The following is a 19,781-nucleotide window of genomic DNA, read 5'->3' on the forward strand; positions in this document are numbered from 1 at the left end:
CGGCGAACACCGGCAGAGCGCCACCCGCGTCGTCGGCGAAATCACCGACGGCGAGCGGACGACCTCGGGCAGGACCGCCCTGCTCACCGCGTTCGGCGTGCTCGTCCAGCTGGTCACCGCCGTCGCCGTCGGGCTGCTCTGCCACGCGTCCGTCCCGTGGACCGCGGCACTGACCCTGGCCGCGATGGCGGCCTTCGAGGTCGTCCTCCCGCTGATCGGCGCCGCCCGGCGCGTCCCGGAGATCCGCGCGTCCGCCGCCCGGGTGCGGGCCGTGCTCACCGAACCCGCCGTCCCGGAAGGCACCCGTGCCGTGCGAGACGGGCACTTCCGGCTCGAAAAGGCCGGCGTCCGCCACCCCGGCCGGGCACCCGCGCTCAGGGACGTCGACCTCGACCTGCCGCCCGGCAAGCGCGTCGGGATCCTCGGCCCCAGCGGTGCCGGGAAGACGACACTGCTCCGCCTGCTGCTCGGCAGCCAGGCCCCCACCGAAGGCCGGGTCACCCTCGACGGCCATCCGCTCGGCGAGTACCGGAACCTGCCGGAGATCATCTCCGGCGCCGAAGCCGACGCCCACGTCTTCCACACGACCGTCCGCGAGAACCTCCTGCTCGCCAAGCCGGACGCGACCGGCGAGGAGCTGCGGGAAGCCTGCGCCACCGCCGGGTTCGACCTGGACCTCGACCGCGACACCGGCCCGGACGGCGAGGCGCTGTCCGGCGGTCAGCGGCAACGGCTGATCCTCGCCAGGGCCGTCCTGGCCGCGCCGAAGGTCCTGGTGCTCGACGAGCCCGTCGAAGGCCTCGACCCGGCCCACGGCGACGCCGTCCTGGCGCGGGTCCTCGCGAAGGCGGAAGGCAGCGTGGTCCTCGTCACCCACCGCCCCGAACACCTCGACGGCTTCGACGAGGTCCTCACCCTCGAAGACGGGCGAGTACGTCCCGCATCGGCGGCCGGTCGGCGACCCGGACCTCCGTGACGTCCGGCAGCCACTCCTCGTCGACCTGCACGAACTGCGTGAACGGCGCGTCGGCGGCCGGGACGCCGCAGCGGTCCAGTGCCGTGCCGAGGATCTGGCGGGACATCGCGCCGAGCTGGCTCAATGACCGGTTGCGGTGCTTGCGGACGCCCAGGTTGACCTGCGCGAGCCCGTCGAGGCCGTACCGCGCCTCGGCGTCGAGCAGCAGCCCGATCTCGACGCCGTAGCCAGCCGCGAACGGCACCGACTCGAGGAACTCGCGGGTGCCCGCGTACTCGCCGCCGAGGGGCTGGACCAGGCCGCCGAGCGCGGGGCGCAGCGCCGAGAGCACCGGCCGCGCCAGCAGCTCGGTGACCCGCCCGCCACCGCTGCTCTCCAGCCGCAGCGGCCGCCGGTAGAAGCCCTTGACCAGGTGGACGCCGCTTTCGGCGACCAGCGGCCCGAGCAGCGACGGCACGAACGCCGGGTCCGGGTCGACCAGGTCGGAGTCGAGGAAGACGACGAAGTCGCCGCTGGTCGCGGCCAGCGAACGCCACAGCACCTCGCCCTTGCCGGGCTCCGGCGGCAGGTCCGGCAGCACGTCCTCGCGGCGGACCACCCGCGCGCCCGCGGCCTCGGCGGTGGGCACGGTCGTGTCCGTGGAACCCGAGTCCATGACGACGAGCTCGTCGACGACATTCCCGAGAAGGGGACGCACCGACGCGACGACGTCGCCGACGGTCCGCTCTTCGTCCAGCGCCGGTAGCACGACCGAAACCGTCCGGTCACCCTTCGCGGCCACGATGTCCGCGGGCGTCCAACCGGGCTCCTGCCACGTACGCCGCTCGAACCAACTCACGAGTAGCGATCGTGCCATGCTGGTGTCACCGCACCCGAGGAGGAGGACCACTTGATCGCGCTGCTTGTCCGGTTCGTGCTGGGACCGCTGGTCAGGGCGGTGTACCGGCCCGAAGTGCACGGCGTGGAGAACGTGCCGCTCAGCGGCCCGGTGCTGCTGGCGGCCAACCACCGCGCCGCCCTCGACACCGGCGTGATCACCTTCGCGACCCCGCGGCAGGTCAAGTTCCTCGGCAAGGCGGAGTACTTCGTGGGCAAGGGCCTCAAGGGCAAGGCCCTGGCCGGCTTCCTCGGCGGCCTCGGCTACGTGCCGGTCGAGCGCGGCAACGCCCAGGCCGGGCTGGCGGCGCTGGAAGCGGCCCGCAAGGTGCTCGACGCGGGCGGCGTCTTCGCGATCTACCCGGAGGGAACTCGTTCGCTGGACGGCCGGCTGCACCGCGGCCACACGGGTGTCGCGGCACTGGCCCTGGCAACCGGCGCGAAGGTGGTCCCGGTCGCGCTGACGGGCACGGAGAAGCTCCAGCCGGGCGGCGCCCGCATCCCGCGGCCGGCGAAGATCGGCATCACGTTCGGCAAGCCCCTCGATTTTTCCCGGTACGAGGGACAGGACTACGCGCCGGCGATCCGCCGGTCGGTCACCGACGAGGTGATGTACGCGATCCTGGAGCTCTCGGGGCAGGAGTACGTGGACACCTACCACAAGCGGCCGAGCGAGGGCGTGGCCTGAGCCGCACGGGATCTGCCCAGGCCACCGCGGCCGGCTCAGATGCCCGGCGGTTCCTTCGCCCACTTCGGCGGCGCGGGCGGCTCGTACGTCTCGAACTTGTCCAGCAGCGCGGCCGGGTCGGCGTCGGTCAGCAGAAGCTGGCGGTACCCGTCCTTGAGGAAGCCCTCCGTCACCATGTGGTCGGCGAACGTCATCAGGGGCGCGTAGTACCCGTCCACGTCGACCAGGCCGATCGGCTTTCCGTGCAGGCCCAGCTGGGCCCACGTCCAGACCTCGAACAGCTCCTCCAGGGTGCCCGCGCCGCCCGGCAAGGCCACGAAGCCGTCGGACAGGGCCGCCATCTTGGCCTTGCGCTCGTGCATGTCCGCGACCACGTGCAGCTCCGACAGGCCGGCGTGGGCGATCTCGACCGACGACAGCGCCTCCGGGATCACGCCGATCACCTCGCCGCCCGCCGCCAGGGCCGCGTCCGCCACCACGCCCATCGTGCCGACGCTCGCGCCGCCGTACACCAGGCCGATGCCGCGCTGGGCCAAGAGCTTGCCGAGCGCCGCCGCCTGCTCCGCGTAGCGGGGCGAAAAGCCCATGGACGAACCGCAGAAGACACAGATCCGGCGCATCAGTGCGTGTCCTCCCACGCCTGGTAGGACTCCTGGACCACGCGGACGGCGTCGTCGATGTCGTCGGTGACGTGCAGCAGGTCCAGGTCGCCCGGGCCGATCTTGCCCTCGGCCATGACCGAGTTCTTGATCCAGTCGTAGAGGCCGCCCCAGTAGTCGCTGCCGAACAGCACCACCGGGAACTTCGTGACCTTCTTCGTCTGCACCAGGGTCAGCGCCTCGAACAGCTCGTCGAGCGTGCCGAAGCCGCCGGGGAGGCAGATGAAGGCCTGCGAATACTTGATGAACATCGTCTTGCGGGCGAAGAAGTAGCGGAAGTTGACGCCGAGGTCGACCCACGGGTTCAGGCCCTGCTCGAACGGCAGCTCGATGCCGAGCCCGACGGAGAAGCCGCCGGCCTCGGCCGCGCCGCGGTTGACCGCCTCCATCGCGCCCGGGCCGCCGCCGGTCATCACCGCGAAACCGGCGTTGGCCAGCGCCCCGCCGATCTTGCGGCCCAGCTCGTACTCCGGGTTGTCGCGCTTGGTGCGGGCCGAGCCGAACACCGTGACCGCGCGCGGGACCTCGGCGAGCGCGCCGAAGCCCTCGACGAACTCGGCCTGGATCCGCAGGACGCGCCACGGGTCGGTGTGCACCCAGTCGCTCGGGCCCCGCGAGTCCAGGAGCCGCTGGTCGGTGGTGCTGCCCTGGTCGCGGCGGTCGCGGCGCAGCACGACCGGGCCCTTGTGCCGCTCCACCGGGCGTTCGGGGTACTGGCCGTCCGGCCATTCAGACTGTTCGCTCACTTCCCCATGCTACGGCCTGCCCGCCAGCGAGAATGCGAGAAGCGCGGTAGAGGTGAAGTCGATGGCGGGCTCGTTGCTGGGCCATGAACTCAGGTCGTCGGCGTAGCGGCTTCCCCGGCCGTCGAAGGATTCATACGGACGGGTGCATTCCGCGGCCCCCGCCGGGAACGGCAGGTCGGCGAAGTTGTCCGCGCCGTTGGGGCCGTTCACGACCGCGCCGTAGAGCACCTTCGAAGGTCCGGCGAGGTTCGCGGCCTGGTGGTGCGGGCACTGCGGGGACGTCGTGCCGACGCCGACCACGAGCGACACGCCCCAGGCGTTGGCCCCGAGGGTGAAGTTCCGTTGCTGCGCGCCGAACGCGGCGTACCGCGCATCGCCGGTGACGCGCTGGTACAGCCGCGCGGTCGCGGCGAAGCCGAAGCTCTTGCTGGCCGCGTCGAAGTCGGTGACGTCGACCGCTGTCCGGAATGGACTCGTCTTCGCCGCTTCGACCCCGGAGTCCAGCTGGCGCCGCAGGTCGGCGGCCAGGTCACCGGCACCGAGCGCCGCGCCCGGGACGCCGGTGCGCAGCAGGCCGGCCAGATCGGCGTGGGCGAGCGCGCTGGTGTCGTACAGGTTCAACGTGCTCGTGTCACCGCTGCCGATGTAGGCCTTCGCCCACTTCGCCGCTTCGCGGGCCCAGCCGTTCGCGCGCGGGTCCTTCAGCGCTCGCGCGGCCAACGCGAGCTGCGTCGCCCCCAGCTCCAGGTCGTCCTCCCACGACGATTCCGGGTAGTACGCGTGCGGGAACGCGGTGACGAGCTCGCCGACGTCCGCCGTCTTGGCCTGCGCGAAGACGGCCGCCGCCTCGGCGAGGTAGTGGCGGGCGAGCCGCGGGTCGCGGTGGGCGTACACCTGCGCGCCGAGCGCGAACGCCGCGGCGACGCGGCCGGCCAGGTTCGGGGACAGCGGCGCGCCCGCCGGGGCCGCGGGGAACACCGGCCGGTACTTGACGAAGTAGGCGGGATCGCCGGGCTTGACGTCGAGCGCGTCGTCGTCCTGCGGGTTGCGCCAGACGTCGTGGTCGCCGAGGAAGCCGAACTCCTCGCTGCCCGTGCCGATGCCGACCTGGGCGTAGAGCGTCCGGCTGCGGCCATCCCACACCTTGTCGAGCCAGTCCAGCCCGAAGCGGACCTCCTTCGCCAGCACCGGATCGGGGTCTTCGCGCAGCACGAAACCCAGCTCGGCCAGCGAATACGCGGTGTTGGACGTGAACTTGACGAAGTCGCCGGCGTCGACCCAGCCGCCTTCGACGTCGACCGGGCCGCCCTGCGGCTTCAGGGGTTCGACGATCTCGTCGCCGCCGTCGCCGGTGAACTTCGGCTCCGCGTAGACGGTCGCCGTCCGGTCGGCCAGGTGCGACGGCTTGCGGTCGAGCCGGCCCGGGATGACGTCGTGGCCGTCGCGCTGGGCCTGGAAGAACTCGGTGGTGGCGCGCACCAGCGGGCGGAACAGGCGTCTCGCGGTGTCGATCCGGAACGGCGGCGACGTCGCGCCCGCCGCCTTGACCCGGTAGGTGCCCGGTCGCTCCAAAGTGGACAGGTCGAGGTCGAACACCGCCGGGTAGCGCGCGTTCCAGGCGCCGAGGCTCGCGCCCGTGCGGCCTTCGCGGACCGGGTGGCCGCGGTCGTCGACGACGGTGAACTTCCCGGCCGCGCCGCCGAGGAGGTACGCGTGCTTCGCCTCGCCCAGTGCGTAGCCGACTTGGTCGACCCGGATCTCCGCCGCGGTCGCGGCCTCGGCCGGAGCGGCCGCGAGGGGCACGGCGAGCGCGGCCGCCGTCGCGAGGGGAAGCAGGCGCATGATCGGCCTCCACTTTGTTAGGAAAGTTTCCTATTTAGCGGAGAACGCTAGCCCGGCCCACCCGAAGGCGTCAATATGTCCGTTTCCGCGGCCGTCGCGCCGATGACCTACCGTGGGGAGATGACCAGTGCCCCCGCCGAACCGCTCGGAGCGCGGATCCGGCGGCTGCGCACCGGCCGCGGCTGGACCCAGCGCGAGCTGGCCGAGCCGGGCTACGACCGGGGCTTCCTGGCGAAGGTCGAGACCGGCAACCGCCCGCCGTCGGAGGAGATGCTCGCCTACCTGGCCCAGCGGCTGGGGCTGACCGTCGACGAGCTGCGGTTCGGCCGGCCGCCCGGGGTCGCCGACGAGCTGCGGGCGACGCTGGACGAGGGCTACCGCGACCTGGAGCAGGGCCGGATCGCCGCCGCGGAAGAGCGGTTCGCGGCCGTGGGCAAGCAGGCGGCGGGCTACCACCTCGACGACGTCGAGTGCTACGCGCGGTTCTGCCAGGCCGAGGTGAAGTGGCAGCTCTTCGACGTTTCGGGCGCCCAGCAGGCGCTCGAGCACGCGGAGGAACTGGCCGGCGCGGCACCGCCGTGGCTGCGGGCGATGATCGTGCACCGGTGGTCGGGCTGCCGGTTCCAGCGCGGCGACGCGGGCACGGCGATCGCGCGGGTCGAGGCCGAGCTGGCGACTCGGCCGGCCGACCCGGACGCCGAGCTGTGCCTGCTCACGGCGTTGATTCACCCGCTGATGGAAATGGGCGGCCTGCACCGGGCCCGCCGCGCGGCCGAGGACGGACGGCGGCTGGCGCGGGCGGCGACGCGGCCGGACTTCGTCGCGCGGTTCCACCGGCAGGCCTCGCAGGTGTGGCAGGCGACCGGCCACGCGGACCGGGCGGACGAGGACCTCACCGAGGCGTGCCGGCTGTTCGCGTCGGTGGGCTTCGACCGCGACGCGGCCCGCTGCCGCTGGGCCCGCGGCTACCTGCTGCGGCACCTGGGCCGCCTCGACGAGGCCCGGGCGGAGCTGACGGCGGCCCGCGACCAGCTGGCGGCGATCGGCGCGGACGAGGGTTTCGCCGGGGCGACGCTCGAACTGGCCGAGGTGCGGCTCCGCCAGCGCGCACCCGGGGAGGCCGCGAAGCTCGTCTCCGAGGTCCGGGAGCTGCTGTCCCGGGACGTCGAGTCGCTGGGCGAGGCGACCAGCCTGCTGGGCCAGATCGCCGCGGCCGAGGGGGACGCCGAGACGGCGATCCGGCTGCTGCGCGAGGCCTTCGAGATCCAGACCCGGGCGGCCCTGCACGGCGCGGCGGTTTCGACGGCCCTGCGGCTCGGCGACGCACTCCGACAACGTGGTCATCTCGACGACGCCGTGGCGGCCTACCGGCGCGGCCTGGACTCGGCGGCCGGCGCCGAATAGCGGACCAGCAGGCCCAGTGGTCCGAACCAAAGCAACTTTCCTACGAAAGTCTGTGAATTGGTTCAGACCAGTCTTGCACCGGGCTCCGACCTGCGCTTTCGCCCGAAGAAGGCCGCACTCCACCGAACCACGCTGCTCCGTTCGGCCCATTGACCCGTCCGCGGGCGGAACCTTTACTCGGACGCGTCCGGCGCAATAACAGCAGTTATTCCTTCGGGCACACTCCTCCCGGTCCCGGAAAGGTTCCCCATGAGATCCCCACGTGGGCTGGCGGCGATCGCCGGCCTGGCCCTGACGTTCGCGGTGCCGGCGATCCCGGCCGCCGCCGCTCCCGCACCTCCCGCCGCCACCCCGCCCGAGGCGCTCGCCGCCCGCGCCGCCGACCAGGCCGCCCTCAGCGGCGCCGACCGGCTCGCGAAGGGTGCCGGGGAGGCTTTCGTCCGCACCGGGGTCACCCCGGGTGGCGGCGGGCTCTACTACGCCTCCTACCAGCGCACCTACCACGGCCTGCGGGTGGTCGGCGGGGACGCGGTGGTCGTCGCCGACGGCGCCGGGCGCGTCCGCGGTACCGAAGCCGCGCACACCGCGCCGATCGAGGTCGGCACGCGGGCCACCGTCAACGCCGGGCAAGCCGCGAAGATCGCCGCGGCCCAGGTGTCCACAGTAGACAACGCCGGGGCGCCGGAGCTGGTCGTGCTGGCCGGGGACGTCCCGAAGCTCGCCTACGAGGTCGTCGTCGGCGGCCGCGACCACGGCAGGCCCGCCCGCCTGCACGTCTTCGTCGACAGCACCACGGGAAAGGTCCTCGACACGCGCGACGACGTCCGCGAGGCGGGCACCGGGAACTCCTACTACGCCGGCACCGTCCCGATCGACACGTCCGGCTCCGGCAGCTCGTACTCGATGACCGACCCCGGCCGCCGCGGCATCGCCTGCGGCCGCGAAGGCGGCTCGATCTTCACGAAGAGCTCCAACACCTGGGGCACCGGCTCGGGCACCGACCTCGAGACCGGCTGCGTCGACGTCCTCTACAGCGTCCAGACCGAGTGGAAGATGCTCGCCGACTGGCTCGGCCGCACCGGCATCGACGGGGCGGGCGGCGGGTTCCGCGCGAGCGTCGGCCTCAACGACGTCAACGCCTACTGGGACGGCTCCTCGACGCACTTCGGGCACTCGCAGGACAACCGCCGCCAGGCCACGCCGATGGACGTCGTCGGCCACGAGTTCGGCCACGCGATCTTCCAGACCACGCCGGGCGGCGCGGGCTCGGGCAACGAGAACGGCGGGCTCAACGAGTCCACCGGGGACATCTTCGGCGCGCTGACCGAGTTCTACGCCAACAACCCGAAGGACACGCCGGACTTCAGCGTCGGCGAAGGCGTCAACCTCGTCGGCCAGGGCCCGATCCGCTACATGGACAACCCGTCCAAGGTCGGCGACCCGAACTGCTACTCGTCCTCGATCCCGAGCACCGAGGTGCACGCCGCCGCGGGCCCGCAGAACCACTGGTTCTACCTCCTGTCCCAGGGCAGCGGCGCCAGCCCGACGTGCAACAACTCGACGGTGACCGGCATCGGCATCCAGAAGGCCGGCAAGGTCTTCTACAACGGCCTGCTGAAGAAGACCTCGTCGTGGAACCACCGCGCGGCCCGCAAGGCCACCCTGGAAGCCGCCGTCGCGCTGTTCCCGGGCAGCTGCACCGAGTTCGCCGCCACCAAGGCCGCGTGGGACGCGGTGAGCGTGCCGGCGGTCAGCGGTGAGCCGACCTGCACCGGCCAGCCGCCGGCCGGCAACGACTACTCGCTGACGCTGGCCCCGACCTCGGCGTCCGTCCAACCCGGACAGACGGCGACCACCACGGTGACCACCCGGATCACCTCGGGCAACGCCCAGACCGTGCAGCTGGAGGCCACCGGCCTGCCCGAGGGCGCGAAGGCCGCCTTCAGCCCGGCGAGCATCTCCTCCGGCGGCACCGCGACGCTGACCATCACCACCTCGGCGACCACGCCGGAGGGCACCAGCCAGGTGACGGTCACCGGCGACGGCACCGACGCCGACCACACCGCGCAGTTCTCGCTCACCGTCGGCACCGGCACCCCGCCGACCGGCTGCGACGGGCTCGCCGAGTGGGACGCCGCCAAGGCGTACGTGCCGGACGACGTCGTCGGGCACAACGGTCACAAGTGGACGTCGCTGTGGTACTCGACCGGCGCCGAGCCGGGCGCGCCCACCTCGTGGGCCGTCTGGAGCGACAGCGGCGCCTGCTGATCCCGCACCGCGCGGTGGCCGGCCACGCCGGCCACCGCGCGGCTTACCCTGAACCGGTGGAAAGGCGGCCTGTGTGAGCGAGAGCGTCGGCGAACGCCTGCGTGAGCTGCGCACCGAACGCGGGCTCACGCAGCGCGAGCTCGCCGGGCCGCAGTACTCCGCGGCGTACGTGTCGTCGGTCGAGACCGGCGCGCGGACGCCGTCGGGGGACGCGCTGCGGTTCTTCGCCCAGCAACTCGGCATCGACGCGGGTGAACTGCTCGGCGGCCGGTCGCCGCGGGAGCTGATCGAGCTGGACCTCGAACTGATCGAGACGGCGGAGCGGTTCCTGGCCGGCGACGCCCGCCGCGCGACCCCGCGGATGCAGCGGATCCGGCGGCACGCCGAGCGCCTCGACCGGCCGCGGCAGGCCGGGATCGCGCTGCTGTGGCTGGCCGGGTACTCGACCGGCGACGTCCGCACCAAGTACGTCGCGGACGCCGAAACGGCCCTGTCGGGTGAGCCACCGCCGGTGCGGGCGATGGTCGTGCCGTTGCGCGCGGCCGTGCTGACCGGCTGGGGTGAGGTGCAGTATTCGGTGCACCTGCTGGAAACCTGCCACGCCGAGCTGCTGCGCGACGGCTACCCGCAGCCGTCGATGCTGCTGACGCTGCGGGCCTGCCTGGCCGAGCGGCACCTGCGCCAGGGCGACCTGGAGCGGGCGGCGGAGTACGCCGATTCGGCGCTGCGGCTCGCCCGGGGCGGCCCGGCGGTGCTCGCGGAGCTGACCCGCAGCCACGTCGAGGTCTGCCGCAGCCACCTGGCGGCGGACCGGTTCGCCGACGCCGCCGCGTCGGTCGCTGCGGCCTACGACCTGATGCAGGAACGGGCGCTGCACCCGGCGATGGCGTACTGCCTGCTGGCCAGGGCCCGGGTCCGCGGCCGGTCGGGTGACGTCGAAGGCGCGCTGGCCGACCTCGGCGCGGCGCGGGAGACGGCGTGGCCGGACGACGTCCCGGCGATCACCGTCGAGCTCGCCGCGGAGTACCTCGCGGCGGGCCGGCTGGAGACGGCGGCGGCGCTGCTCGACCAAGTCCGGCCGGCGGTCGTGGCGGGCACGCCGCTGGCCGCGGAGCTGCGGCTGCAGCTGGGCTCGCTGGCCAGGGCCCGCGGCGACGCCCGCCGTGCGGCCGAGGACCTGCGGGCCGCCGTCGAGCTCGCCACCGGGCTGGGCGCGCGCGGGGTGCTGGTGCGCGCGCTGCGGCCGCTGAGCGAGTTGCTCGGCGAGACCGGGAAGCAGGCGGAAGCGGCCGACGTGCTGCGGAACGGCCTCCTCGCGCTCGGCGCGGAAGCCGACTGAAGCGATTCTGAGCGGTACTAACGAATCCCGATGATCGAGATCGTCCGGCGTTCGGATGGTGTCGCGGACAATCCCTACGAAAGTCGTTCCGACGCGGAACGCGGCGAGAATCCCCTGCTGCGGCGGGGTTTGTACGAATTGATTCGATAATCCGGAACGTGCCGTTGGTCCGTTCGGCGCATTGACGCCCCGATCCGCTGATCCTTTACTCGGATGCGTCCGGACGCATACCTCCTGTTAGCACCCCGGACACGTCTCCTTTTCCCCTTACCGGACCTCGATTCTGCCTTCATGGAAGGAAGACCTCGATGACCCATCGTGGGTTCAGCACGGGCTTGGCGGCTGCCGCCGGGCTCGCCATGACGCTCGCGTTACCGGTGACCCCGGCGAGCGCAGCTTCTCAAGCCCAGCCCGCCGCTCCCGAAGCGGCGGCCGCCCGCGCGGCCGACCAAGCCGCCGCCAGCGGTCTCGACGCCCTGCGCCGCGGCCCGGCGGAATCGTTCCAGCGCATCGGCCTGACCGCCGGTGGCGGTGGCCTCTTCTACGGCGCCTACCAGCGCACCTACCAGGGCCTGCGGGTCGTGGGCGGGGACGCGGTGGTCGTCGCCGACGGCGCCGGGCGCGTCCGCGGCACCAGCGCGGCCGAGACGGCGGCGATCTCCGTCGGGACCCAGGCGGCCCTCGACGCCGCGAAGGCCGCCGCCACCGCGCGCGCTCAACTGCCCACTGTGGACGGTGTGAGCACGCCGGAGAAGGTGGTGCTGGCCGGGGCGAACCCGAAGCTGGCCTACGAGGTCGTCGTCGCCGGGCGCACCGCCACGGCGCCGAGCAACCTGCACGTGTTCGTCGACGCGGCGACCGGTGCGGTGCTCGACAAGCGGGACGACGTGAAGACCTTCGCCTCCGGGGCGACGCGGCAGGCCCAGCCCGGCACGGTGAACGTCGCCGGCACCGGCAACAGCTACTACGTCGGGAACGTGTCCATCGACACGACGCAGTCCGGCAGCACGTACACGATGCGTGACCCGGGCCGCACCGGCATCAGCTGCGGCCGCGAGGGCGGTTCCGTCTACAGTGGACCGGACAACGCCTGGGGCAACGGCTCCGGCACCGACCTCGAGACCGCCTGCGTCGACACGCTGTACGGCGTCCAGACCGAGTGGAAGATGCTCGCCGACTGGCTCGGCCGCAACGGCATCAACGGCAGCGGCACCGGCTACCCGGCTTCGGTGGGCCTGTCCGACGTCAACGCGTACTGGAACGGCTCGTCGACGCACTTCGGCCACTCGCAGGACAACCAGCGCCAGGCCACCTCGATGGACGTCGTCGGCCACGAGTTCGGCCACGGCATCTTCCAGTTCACCCCGGGCGGTGCCGGTTCCGGCAACGAGAACGGCGGCATGAACGAGTCGACCGGTGACATCTTCGGCGCGCTGACCGAGGCGTACGCGAACAACGCCAAGGACACCCCGGACTACGAGGTCGGCGAGGGCGTCAACCTCGTCGGGGACGGCCCGATCCGCTACATGTACCAGCCGTCGAAGGTCGGCGACCCGAACTGCTACTCGTCGTCGATCCCGAGCACCGAGGTGCACGCCGCGGCCGGCCCGCAGAACCACTGGTTCTACCTGCTCGCCGAGGGGTCGAACCCGGGTGGCGGCAAGCCGGCCAGCCCGACCTGCAACAACTCGAGCGTCACCGGTCTCGGCATCCAGAAGGCCGGCAAGATCTTCTACAACGGCCTGCTGAAGAAGACCTCGTCGTGGAACCACAAGGCCGCCCGCAAGGCGACCCTCGAAGCCGCGATCGCGCTCTTCCCGGGCAGCTGCGTCGAGTACAACACCACCAAGGCCGCGTGGGACGCCGTCTCCGTCACCGCCGCGACCGGTGAGCCGACCTCGTGCAGCGGCGGCGGGCCGGACTTCTCGGTCGCGCTGAACCCGGCTTCGGGTTCCGTGCAGCCGGGCGCCTCGGCGACCACCACGATCAGCACCGCGATCACCTCGGGCGCGGCGCAGTCGATCACGCTGTCCGCCTCGGGCCTGCCCGCCGGCGCGACCGCGACGTTCAGCCCGGCGACGATCTCCTCCGGCGGCAGCTCCACGCTGACCATCGCGACGACGTCGTCGACCCCGACCGGCACCTTCCCGATCACCATCACCGCCGACGGGGCCAGCACCGACCACACGGCGTCCTACTCGCTGTCCGTCGGTACCACCGGGTCGTGCGCCGCGGTGACCAACTCGACCCGCCTGAACATCCCGGACTACCCGGCGAGCGCGGTCAACAGCACCAACACCGTCAGCGGCTGCGCGCGCAACGCGTCGGGCACCACGAAGGTCGAGGTGCACATCGTCCACACCTACCGCGGTGACCTGGTCCTCGACCTGGTCGCCCCCGACGGCACCGCCTACCGGCTGAAGAACTCCAGCAGCGACTCCGCCGACAACATCGACACCACCTACACCGTCAACGCCTCCACCGAGGCCGCCAACGGCGCGTGGCAGCTCCGCATCCGAGACGTCGGCCCCGCCGACACCGGTTACCTGTCCTCCTGGACGTTGACCGTGTAGCACTCCCCACCCCGTGAAGGCCGCACCTCGCCGGTGCGGCCTTCACGGCCGTTCTCCTCAACCCCCACCGAAGGAATTCACCGCCATGAAGTGGAAGACACGACTCGGCGCCGGGGTCACCGCCCTCGCCGCCGTGCTGGGCGTCGTCAGCGCGCCAGCGGCCACCGCCGCGCCCGCCACGGCACTCGCCGCGCCGGACATCTCGCTGGCCAACGTCAAGGCCCACCTCAACCAGCTGCAGACCATCGCCAACAACAACGGCGGCACGCGCTCGCCGCGCGGCGGCGGTTACGCGGCCTCGGTGTCCTATGTGGAAAACCTGCTGAAGAACGCCGGCTACACGACGACCCGGCAGACCTGCACCAGCTGCATCGGGCAGTCGCAGAACCTGATCGCCGAGTGGCCGCAGGGCGACGCGAGCCAGGTCATCATGCTCGGCGCGCACCTCGACAGCGTGAGCGCCGGCCCCGGCATCAACGACAACGGCTCGGGCAGCGCGTCGATCCTCGAGGTCGCCCTGACGCTGGCCCGCACGAACCCGGCGATGGCCAAGCGCGTCCGGTTCGGCTGGTGGGCCGACGAGGAGTCCGGCCTGGTCGGCTCCAAGTACTACGTCAACAACCTGCCGAGCGCCGAGCGCACGAAGATCAAGACCTACCTCAACTTCGACATGATCGGCTCGAAGAACTGGGGCTACTTCGTCTACGACGACGTCGCTTCGGTCAAGGCGATCTTCGACGAGTACTTCACCTCGATCGGCATCCAGACCGAGGGCGACAGCGAAGGCGACGGCCGGTCCGACCACGCGTCCTTCAAGAGCGCGGGCATCCCGGTCGGCGGCCTGGCCACCGGCGCCGGCGACATCAAGAGCTCGGCGCAGGCGCAGAAGTGGGGCGGCACCGCGGGTTCGCCGTTCGACAACTGCTACCACCGCGCCTGCGACACGACGGCGAACATCCCGGACCCGCCGCTGGAGAAGAACAGCGACGCCATCGCCTACGCGCTGTGGAAGCTGGCCGTCGGCACGCCGCAGGGCAACGACTTCTCCGTGTCGCTGAACCCGGCGTCCGGAACCGTCCAACCGGGACAGTCGCTGCAGGTCGCCGTCGGCACCGCGACGACGTCCGGCTCGGCGCAGTCGATTTCGCTGTCCGCTTCGGGCCTGCCCGCGGGCGCGACGGCGTCGTTCAACCCGGCCACCATCTCCTCCGGCGGTTCCTCGACGCTGACCATCACGACGACGTCGTCGACCCCGACCGGCACCTTCCCGATCACGGTGACCGCGGACGGCGCGAACGCCGACCACACGGCGACGTTCTCGCTCGGGGTCGGCAGCTCGTCGTGCGCGCCGGTGACCAACTCGACGCGGCTGGACATCCCGGACTACCCGGGCGCCGCGGTGAACAGCACCAGCACCGTCGCCGGCTGCGCGCGCAACGCGTCGGGCACCACCAAGGTCGAGGTGCACATCGTCCACACCTACCGCGGTGACCTGGTCCTCGACCTGGTCGCGCCGGACGGCACCGCCTACCGGCTGAAGAACTCCAGCAGCGACTCCGCCGACAACATCGACACCACCTACACCGTCAACGCCTCCACCGAGGCCGCCAACGGCGCATGGCAGCTCCGCATCCGAGACGTCGGCCCCGCCGACACCGGTTACCTGTCCTCCTGGACGCTGACCGTCTGACCGGCCGCTCGGGGGGCGCCCTTCGCCGGGCGCCCCCCGAGTTGTCTAGACCACCCGTTCGTAGGTAGTCACCGGTTCCCCACGGCGCTTATGTTGGGCGGACAGCCGCGTTCGCCCCTCAACGACGATGGGAGCCGGTATGTCCGGTCGCTTGTGCGCAACCCTGCTGGCCACGGTGCTGGCCCTCCCGCTGTTCGTCTCGGCCCCCGCGCAGGGGGCGGTGCAGGCCGACACGTGCGCGGTGAAGTCGAGGCCCGCGGGCAAGGTTCTCCAGGGGTACTGGGAAAACTGGGACGGTGCCGCGAACGGCGTCCACCCCGGCCTGGGCTGGATCCCGATCACCGACAGCCGCATGGCGCAGCACGGCTACAACGTCATAAACGCCGCTTTCCCGGTGATCCGCTCCGACGGCACGGTGTTGTGGGAGAACGGGATGGACGCCGGTGTGAAGGTGTCCACACCCGCCGAGATGTGCGCGGCGAAGGCCGCGGGCGCGACGATCCTGCTGTCCATCGGCGGCGCGGCCGCCGGGATCGACCTGTCGTCGTCGGCGGTGGCCGACCGGTTCGTCGCCACGGTCGTGCCGATCCTGAAGCAGTACAACTTCGACGGCATCGACATCGACATCGAGACCGGGCTGACGAACAGCGGGAACATCAAGACGCTCTCGGCGTCGCAGGGCAACCTGATCCGGATCATCGACGGCGTGCTGGCGCAGATGCCGTCGAACTTCGGGCTCACCATGGCCCCCGAGACCGCGTACGTGACCGGCGGCAGCGTCGCCTACGGCTCGATCTGGGGCGCGTACCTGCCGATCATCAAGAAGTACGCGGACAACGGCCGGCTCTGGTGGCTGAACATGCAGTACTACAACGGGTCCATGTACGGCTGCTCCGGCGATTCGTACCAGGCCGGGACCGTGCAGGGCTTCACCGTGCAGACGAACTGCCTGAACCAGGGCCTGGTCGTGCAGGGCACGACGATCCGCGTCCCCTACGACAAGCAGGTCCCCGGCCTGCCCGCCCAGCCCGGCGCGGGCGGCGGGTACCTGTCGCCGAGCCTGGTTTCCCAGGCGTGGCGATCGGTTCCGGGCCTGAAGGGCCTGATGGACTGGTCGATCAACTGGGACGGCTCGAAGGGCTGGACGTTCGGTACCAACGTCAAGTCCCTGCAGGGCCGGTAGGTCAGGAGTCGCCCGCCGGGATCGGGTCGTCGTACTCGCCCGGCGGGCCGGCGTATTCGCGGCCGCCGCCGTCCGGGAACGGCCACGGGTTCGGGACGCAGCCGTGCAGCCCGAGCGTCTGCTGCTCCATCACCGGCGCCGGCTTGCCCGGGCCGGGGCACAGCTCATGGCCCTGGCCGAGCCGGTGCCCGGTCTCGTGGGTGACCATGTACTGCCGGTAGACGTCGAGCGGGGCCCCGTAGTTCGGGACGGCGTTGGCCCACCGGGCGACGTTGAGCACGACGTTGCTGCCGTTGCGGCAGGAGGTGTAGCTGTCCGGCGTGCCGCCGCAGAGCTTGTCGCGGCTGGCCGGCGTGGCCAGGTAGAGGGTGAAGTCGGCGCTGTCCTGCGGACCGACCTGCTGCAGCCGCCACTGCCCGCCGGCGGTCCAGCCGCGCGGGTCGCCGAGGATGCCGCGGATCTTCTTGGCGAACTCGGCGGGCCCGACGCCGTCGATGTCGGTCTCGATGGCGATCCGGTAGCGCATCAACCGGCCCGACTTCCCGGCGACCTCGTCGCTGCCGGGGGTGAACATCCACTGCCCGGACCCGGTCCGGGGGAAGCTGATGGCGACCTCGACGGGCGCGCTCTGCGTCACGGGCTCCCGCTCGGCCGGCGGCGGCGGGATGGAGGTGGCCTCGCCGATGGCGGTGAGGACCGGCCCGGCCGCGGGCGCGGCGATCGGCTGTCTTTCCCCACCGCACCCGCTCACCGCCAGGGCGAGCGCGGCCACGGCCACGGCTCGTCTCGCGGTTTTCGGCATGGGTCCTCCCGGGGTGGTGCGCGGCTTCAGAAGGTCATACGGGCCGCGGCCGGGAAAAGTTGCGGTGACCTGCGGTTGCACAGCGTCACCGCAGCTCAGGGCAGCGAGTGTGACCACGACCACAGCGCCCGATGCGACGTTCGGTGCATCGGGCGAGCGCCGCGGCGGCTCAGCCCAGGAACTTGCGCAACACCTCGGTAACCTGGCGGATCTCCGCCGTCCGGACGTTCTCCTGCTTCGTGTGCGCCAAAGTCGGGTTGCCCGGGCCGAAGTTCACCGCCGGCATGCCGCGCGCCGCGAAGCGCGCCACGTCCGTCCAGCCCAGCTTGGCCGCCGCGCGGCCGCCCGCCGCCGCCACCAGTTCCGCCGCCGCCGGGGCCGACAGCCCCGGGAGCGCGCCCGGCGACATGTCCACAACGGACAGTTCGAAACCGTCGAAGACCTCGCGCAGGTGCCGCTCGGCCGCCGCCGCGTCGCGGTCGGGGGCGAAGCGGTGGTTCACCGTCAGCACCGCCGCGTCCGGGACCACGTTGCCCGCCACACCGCCGCTGATCGACGTCGCCTGGAGGCCTTCGCGGTAGGTCAGGCCGTCGATGTCGACGATCCGCGGCGTGTACTCGCCCAGCCGCCGCAGCGGCTCGGCCAGCGCGTGGATCGCGTTCTCGCCCATCCACGCCCGCGCGGTGTGCGCCCGCTTTCCCCACAGCCGCAGCTCGACGCGCATGGTGCCCTGGCAGCCGGCCTCGATCACGCCGTTCGACGGCTCGCCGACGATCGCCAGGTCGCCGGCCAGCCACTCCGGCAGCTCGCGCTCGATCCGGCCGAGGCCGTTCTTGACCGCTTCGACCTCTTCGTTGTCGTAGAACACGAAGGTGACGTCGTGCTTCGGCTCCGGCAGCGTCGCCGCCAGGTGCAGGAAGACCGCGTCCCCGCCCTTCATGTCGACCGTGCCGAGGCCGTGCAGGACTTCTTCGTCACCGGTCCCTTCGCGGCGCGAAGGGAAGTTGCCGTTCTCCGGCACGGTGTCCAGGTGCCCGGCGAGCACCACCCGCGACCCGCGGCCGAGGTTGGTCCGCGCGAGGACGGCGTCACCGTTGCGGACGACCTCGAGGTGCGGGGCCTGCGTGCGCAGCGCGTCCTGCACCGCGGTCGCGAGCTCCGCCTCGGCGCCGGACACGCTGAAGGTGTCCACCAGCGCTGCGGTCAGGTCCACGGGGTCGGCGTGCAGGTCGAGGCTCATGGCCCGCACGCTACCGTGGGGGTGTGCGCAGGTTCGGAGTCGCCGTGGGCGGCGCGTTGCTGGTCCTGGTCCTGGCGGGTTGCGGGAACGAGGCCGGGCCCGCGCCCACGCGTCCACGCGCCGAGCCCGGTCCGGACGCGCTGCCGACCAAGCTCGACGCGCTGACCGTCGACCAGTGCTACGCCAGCCCCCGCACCCAGCTGCCGAAGGGCTGTGAGAAGTACGTCACGGAGGTCGGCAACGTCCCGGGCGCGGCCCGCAAGCGCGCGGACGACCGGGACCCGCAGCTGACCGCCGAGGCCGCCAAGCTGGAGCAGGCGGTCGGCGCCTTCCGGAGCGCGGGCTGCACGACCGTCCCGGCCGCGGGCGGCCCGTGCTCGCAGGCGCTGGTCGACATCGCCGCCGCCCTTTCGGGCCTGAAGAAGCAGGTAGACGCCCGGCCCACGAGTGGTTGATCCGCGTCACTCGACTACCGTGTCGGGCGTGAGCGAGCAGAGCCCGAACCCCGAAACGACCGGCGCCAGCGGCGTCGGGCTGGCCACCGTCACGACCGACGGGACGGTCCTCGACACCTGGTACCCGCACCCGAAGCTGACCGAGAACGACACTGCCGGCACCAACGGCACCGAGCGACTCGGCGCGGACGAGGCGAAGGAGCTGCTCGGCGAGGCCGCCGCGGCGCTGCTCGGCCCGGACACCGACCGCGGGGTCGAGGTCGTCGCCGTCCGCACCACGATCGGCAAGCTGGCCGACGCCCCGGCCGACACCCATGACATGTACCTGCGGCTGCACCTGCTCTCGCACCGCCTGGTCCGCCCGCACGGCCAGAACCTCGACGGCATGTTCGGCCTCCTGGCCAACGTCGTGTGGACCAACCACGGCCCGTGCCCGGTCGAGGGCTTCGAGACGACCCGGCTGCGGCTGCGCTCGCGCGGCGCGGTGACCGTCTACAGCGTGGACAAGTTCCCGCGGATGGTCGACTACGTCCTGCCGTCCGGGGTCCGGATCGGCGACGCGGACCGCGTCCGGCTCGGCGCGCACCTGGCGTCCGGCACGACCGTGATGCACGAGGGCTTCGTCAACTTCAACGCCGGCACGCTCGGCGCGTCGATGGTCGAGGGCCGGATTTCGGCCGGGGTGGTCGTCGGCGACGGCTCGGACGTCGGCGGCGGCGCGTCGATCATGGGCACGCTGTCCGGCGGCGGCAAGGAAACGATCTCCCTGGGCGAGCGCTGCCTGATCGGCGCGAACGGCGGCGTCGGGATCTCGCTCGGCGACGACACGGTCGTCGAGGCGGGCCTGTACGTGACGGCGGGCACGAAGGTCGTCGTCGAGGGCAAGGTCGTCAAGGCCCGCGAGCTCAACGGCGTCTCGGGCGCGGTGTTCCGCCGCAACTCGGCGACGGGTGCGGTCGAGGTCGTGCCGCGCACCGGCGCCGGCGTCGAGCTGAACGCGGCGCTGCACGCCAACGACTGAACGCGATCGTTCACCTACC

16 protein-coding genes are annotated in these 19,781 nt (G+C 72.1%); 10 read left to right on the forward strand and 6 right to left on the reverse strand.

The features are described 5' to 3' along the window. Positions 1-976: ATP-binding cassette domain-containing protein (locus CCN39_RS31495; protein ID WP_143264220.1), on the forward strand; the 976-nt coding region annotated here is incomplete at its 5' end. Here the strand turns inward: CCN39_RS31495 and CCN39_RS31500 are convergent. Next, positions 912-1,814, reverse strand: a complete 903-nt coding sequence (locus tag CCN39_RS31500; protein ID WP_086848180.1) for a glucosyl-3-phosphoglycerate synthase — start codon at positions 1,812-1,814, stop codon at positions 912-914. The two genes, CCN39_RS31495 and CCN39_RS31500, sit on opposite strands and share 65 nt — an antisense overlap. Positions 1,815-1,865: 51 nt before the next feature. On the opposite strand from CCN39_RS31500, the gene CCN39_RS31505 reads away from it, so the two are divergent. Continuing rightward, complete coding sequence (locus CCN39_RS31505; RefSeq protein WP_086848182.1) at positions 1,866-2,540, forward strand: lysophospholipid acyltransferase family protein; 675 nt, start codon at positions 1,866-1,868, stop codon at positions 2,538-2,540. A gap of 35 nt (positions 2,541-2,575) precedes the next feature. Here the strand turns inward: CCN39_RS31505 and CCN39_RS31510 are convergent, their stop codons facing one another. From CCN39_RS31510 to CCN39_RS31520, 3 genes are read right to left on the reverse strand one after another with little or no spacing between them, the layout of a single operon-like run. Beyond that, complete coding sequence (locus CCN39_RS31510; protein WP_086848184.1) at positions 2,576-3,160, reverse strand: LOG family protein; 585 nt, start codon at positions 3,158-3,160, stop codon at positions 2,576-2,578. Then, positions 3,160-3,945 (reverse strand): LOG family protein, encoded by a 786-nt coding sequence (locus tag CCN39_RS31515; RefSeq protein ID WP_086848186.1) that lies wholly within the window; start codon positions 3,943-3,945, stop codon positions 3,160-3,162. The genes CCN39_RS31510 and CCN39_RS31515 overlap by 1 nt, the downstream gene beginning before the upstream one ends. A 9-nt stretch (positions 3,946-3,954) precedes the next feature. Further along, complete coding sequence (locus CCN39_RS31520) at positions 3,955-5,787, reverse strand: glycoside hydrolase family 9 protein (RefSeq protein ID WP_086848187.1); 1,833 nt, start codon at positions 5,785-5,787, stop codon at positions 3,955-3,957. Between the two features lie 120 nt (positions 5,788-5,907). Between CCN39_RS31520 and CCN39_RS31525 the strand changes: the two genes are divergently transcribed. The 6 genes from CCN39_RS31525 (at position 5,908) to CCN39_RS31550 (ending at position 16,244) form a co-directional block, all read left to right on the forward strand. Further along, a complete protein-coding gene (locus tag CCN39_RS31525) occupies positions 5,908-7,191 on the forward strand; it encodes a helix-turn-helix domain-containing protein (RefSeq protein ID WP_244211079.1) in 1,284 nt (427 codons plus the stop codon). A gap of 249 nt (positions 7,192-7,440) precedes the next feature. Continuing rightward, the gene (locus CCN39_RS31530; protein WP_086848189.1) at positions 7,441-9,459 is read left to right on the forward strand and encodes a M4 family metallopeptidase; all 2,019 of its coding nucleotides are present in this window, start codon (positions 7,441-7,443) and stop codon (positions 9,457-9,459) included. 73 nt (positions 9,460-9,532) lie between these two features. Then, a complete protein-coding gene (locus CCN39_RS31535) occupies positions 9,533-10,798 on the forward strand; it encodes a helix-turn-helix domain-containing protein (RefSeq protein WP_086848190.1) in 1,266 nt (421 codons plus the stop codon). Positions 10,799-11,106: 308 nt separating this feature from the next. Beyond that, positions 11,107-13,371, forward strand: coding sequence for a M4 family metallopeptidase (locus CCN39_RS31540; RefSeq protein WP_208630466.1), 2,265 nt, complete (start codon positions 11,107-11,109; stop codon positions 13,369-13,371). An 85-nt stretch (positions 13,372-13,456) separates the two neighbouring features. Beyond that, positions 13,457-15,061 (forward strand): M28 family metallopeptidase, encoded by a 1,605-nt coding sequence (locus tag CCN39_RS31545; protein WP_086848192.1) that lies wholly within the window; start codon positions 13,457-13,459, stop codon positions 15,059-15,061. A 139-nt stretch (positions 15,062-15,200) separates the two neighbouring features. Beyond that, on the forward strand, positions 15,201-16,244 hold the full coding sequence (locus CCN39_RS31550; RefSeq protein ID WP_208630467.1) for a chitinase: 1,044 nt from the start codon (positions 15,201-15,203) through the stop codon (positions 16,242-16,244). A 1-nt stretch (position 16,245) separates the two neighbouring features. Here the strand turns inward: CCN39_RS31550 and CCN39_RS31555 are convergent, their stop codons facing one another. Continuing rightward, positions 16,246-17,046, reverse strand: a complete 801-nt coding sequence (locus CCN39_RS31555; protein WP_208630468.1) for a DUF3152 domain-containing protein — start codon at positions 17,044-17,046, stop codon at positions 16,246-16,248. 169 nt (positions 17,047-17,215) lie between these two features. Further along, the gene (gene dapE, locus CCN39_RS31560) at positions 17,216-18,286 is read right to left on the reverse strand and encodes a succinyl-diaminopimelate desuccinylase (protein WP_086848194.1); all 1,071 of its coding nucleotides are present in this window, start codon (positions 18,284-18,286) and stop codon (positions 17,216-17,218) included. Between the two features lie 44 nt (positions 18,287-18,330). Here dapE and CCN39_RS31565 point away from each other — a divergent pair, with 44 nt between their 5' ends. Then, positions 18,331-18,741 (forward strand): hypothetical protein, encoded by a 411-nt coding sequence (locus CCN39_RS31565; RefSeq protein WP_086848196.1) that lies wholly within the window; start codon positions 18,331-18,333, stop codon positions 18,739-18,741. A gap of 28 nt (positions 18,742-18,769) precedes the next feature. Further along, positions 18,770-19,762 (forward strand): 2,3,4,5-tetrahydropyridine-2,6-dicarboxylate N-succinyltransferase, encoded by a 993-nt coding sequence (gene dapD / locus CCN39_RS31570; RefSeq protein WP_086848223.1) that lies wholly within the window; start codon positions 18,770-18,772, stop codon positions 19,760-19,762. Positions 19,763-19,781 lie beyond the last annotated feature (19 nt).

This window comes from Amycolatopsis kentuckyensis, from assembly GCF_002155975.1.
Lineage (GTDB): Bacteria > Actinomycetota > Actinomycetes > Mycobacteriales > Pseudonocardiaceae > Amycolatopsis > Amycolatopsis kentuckyensis.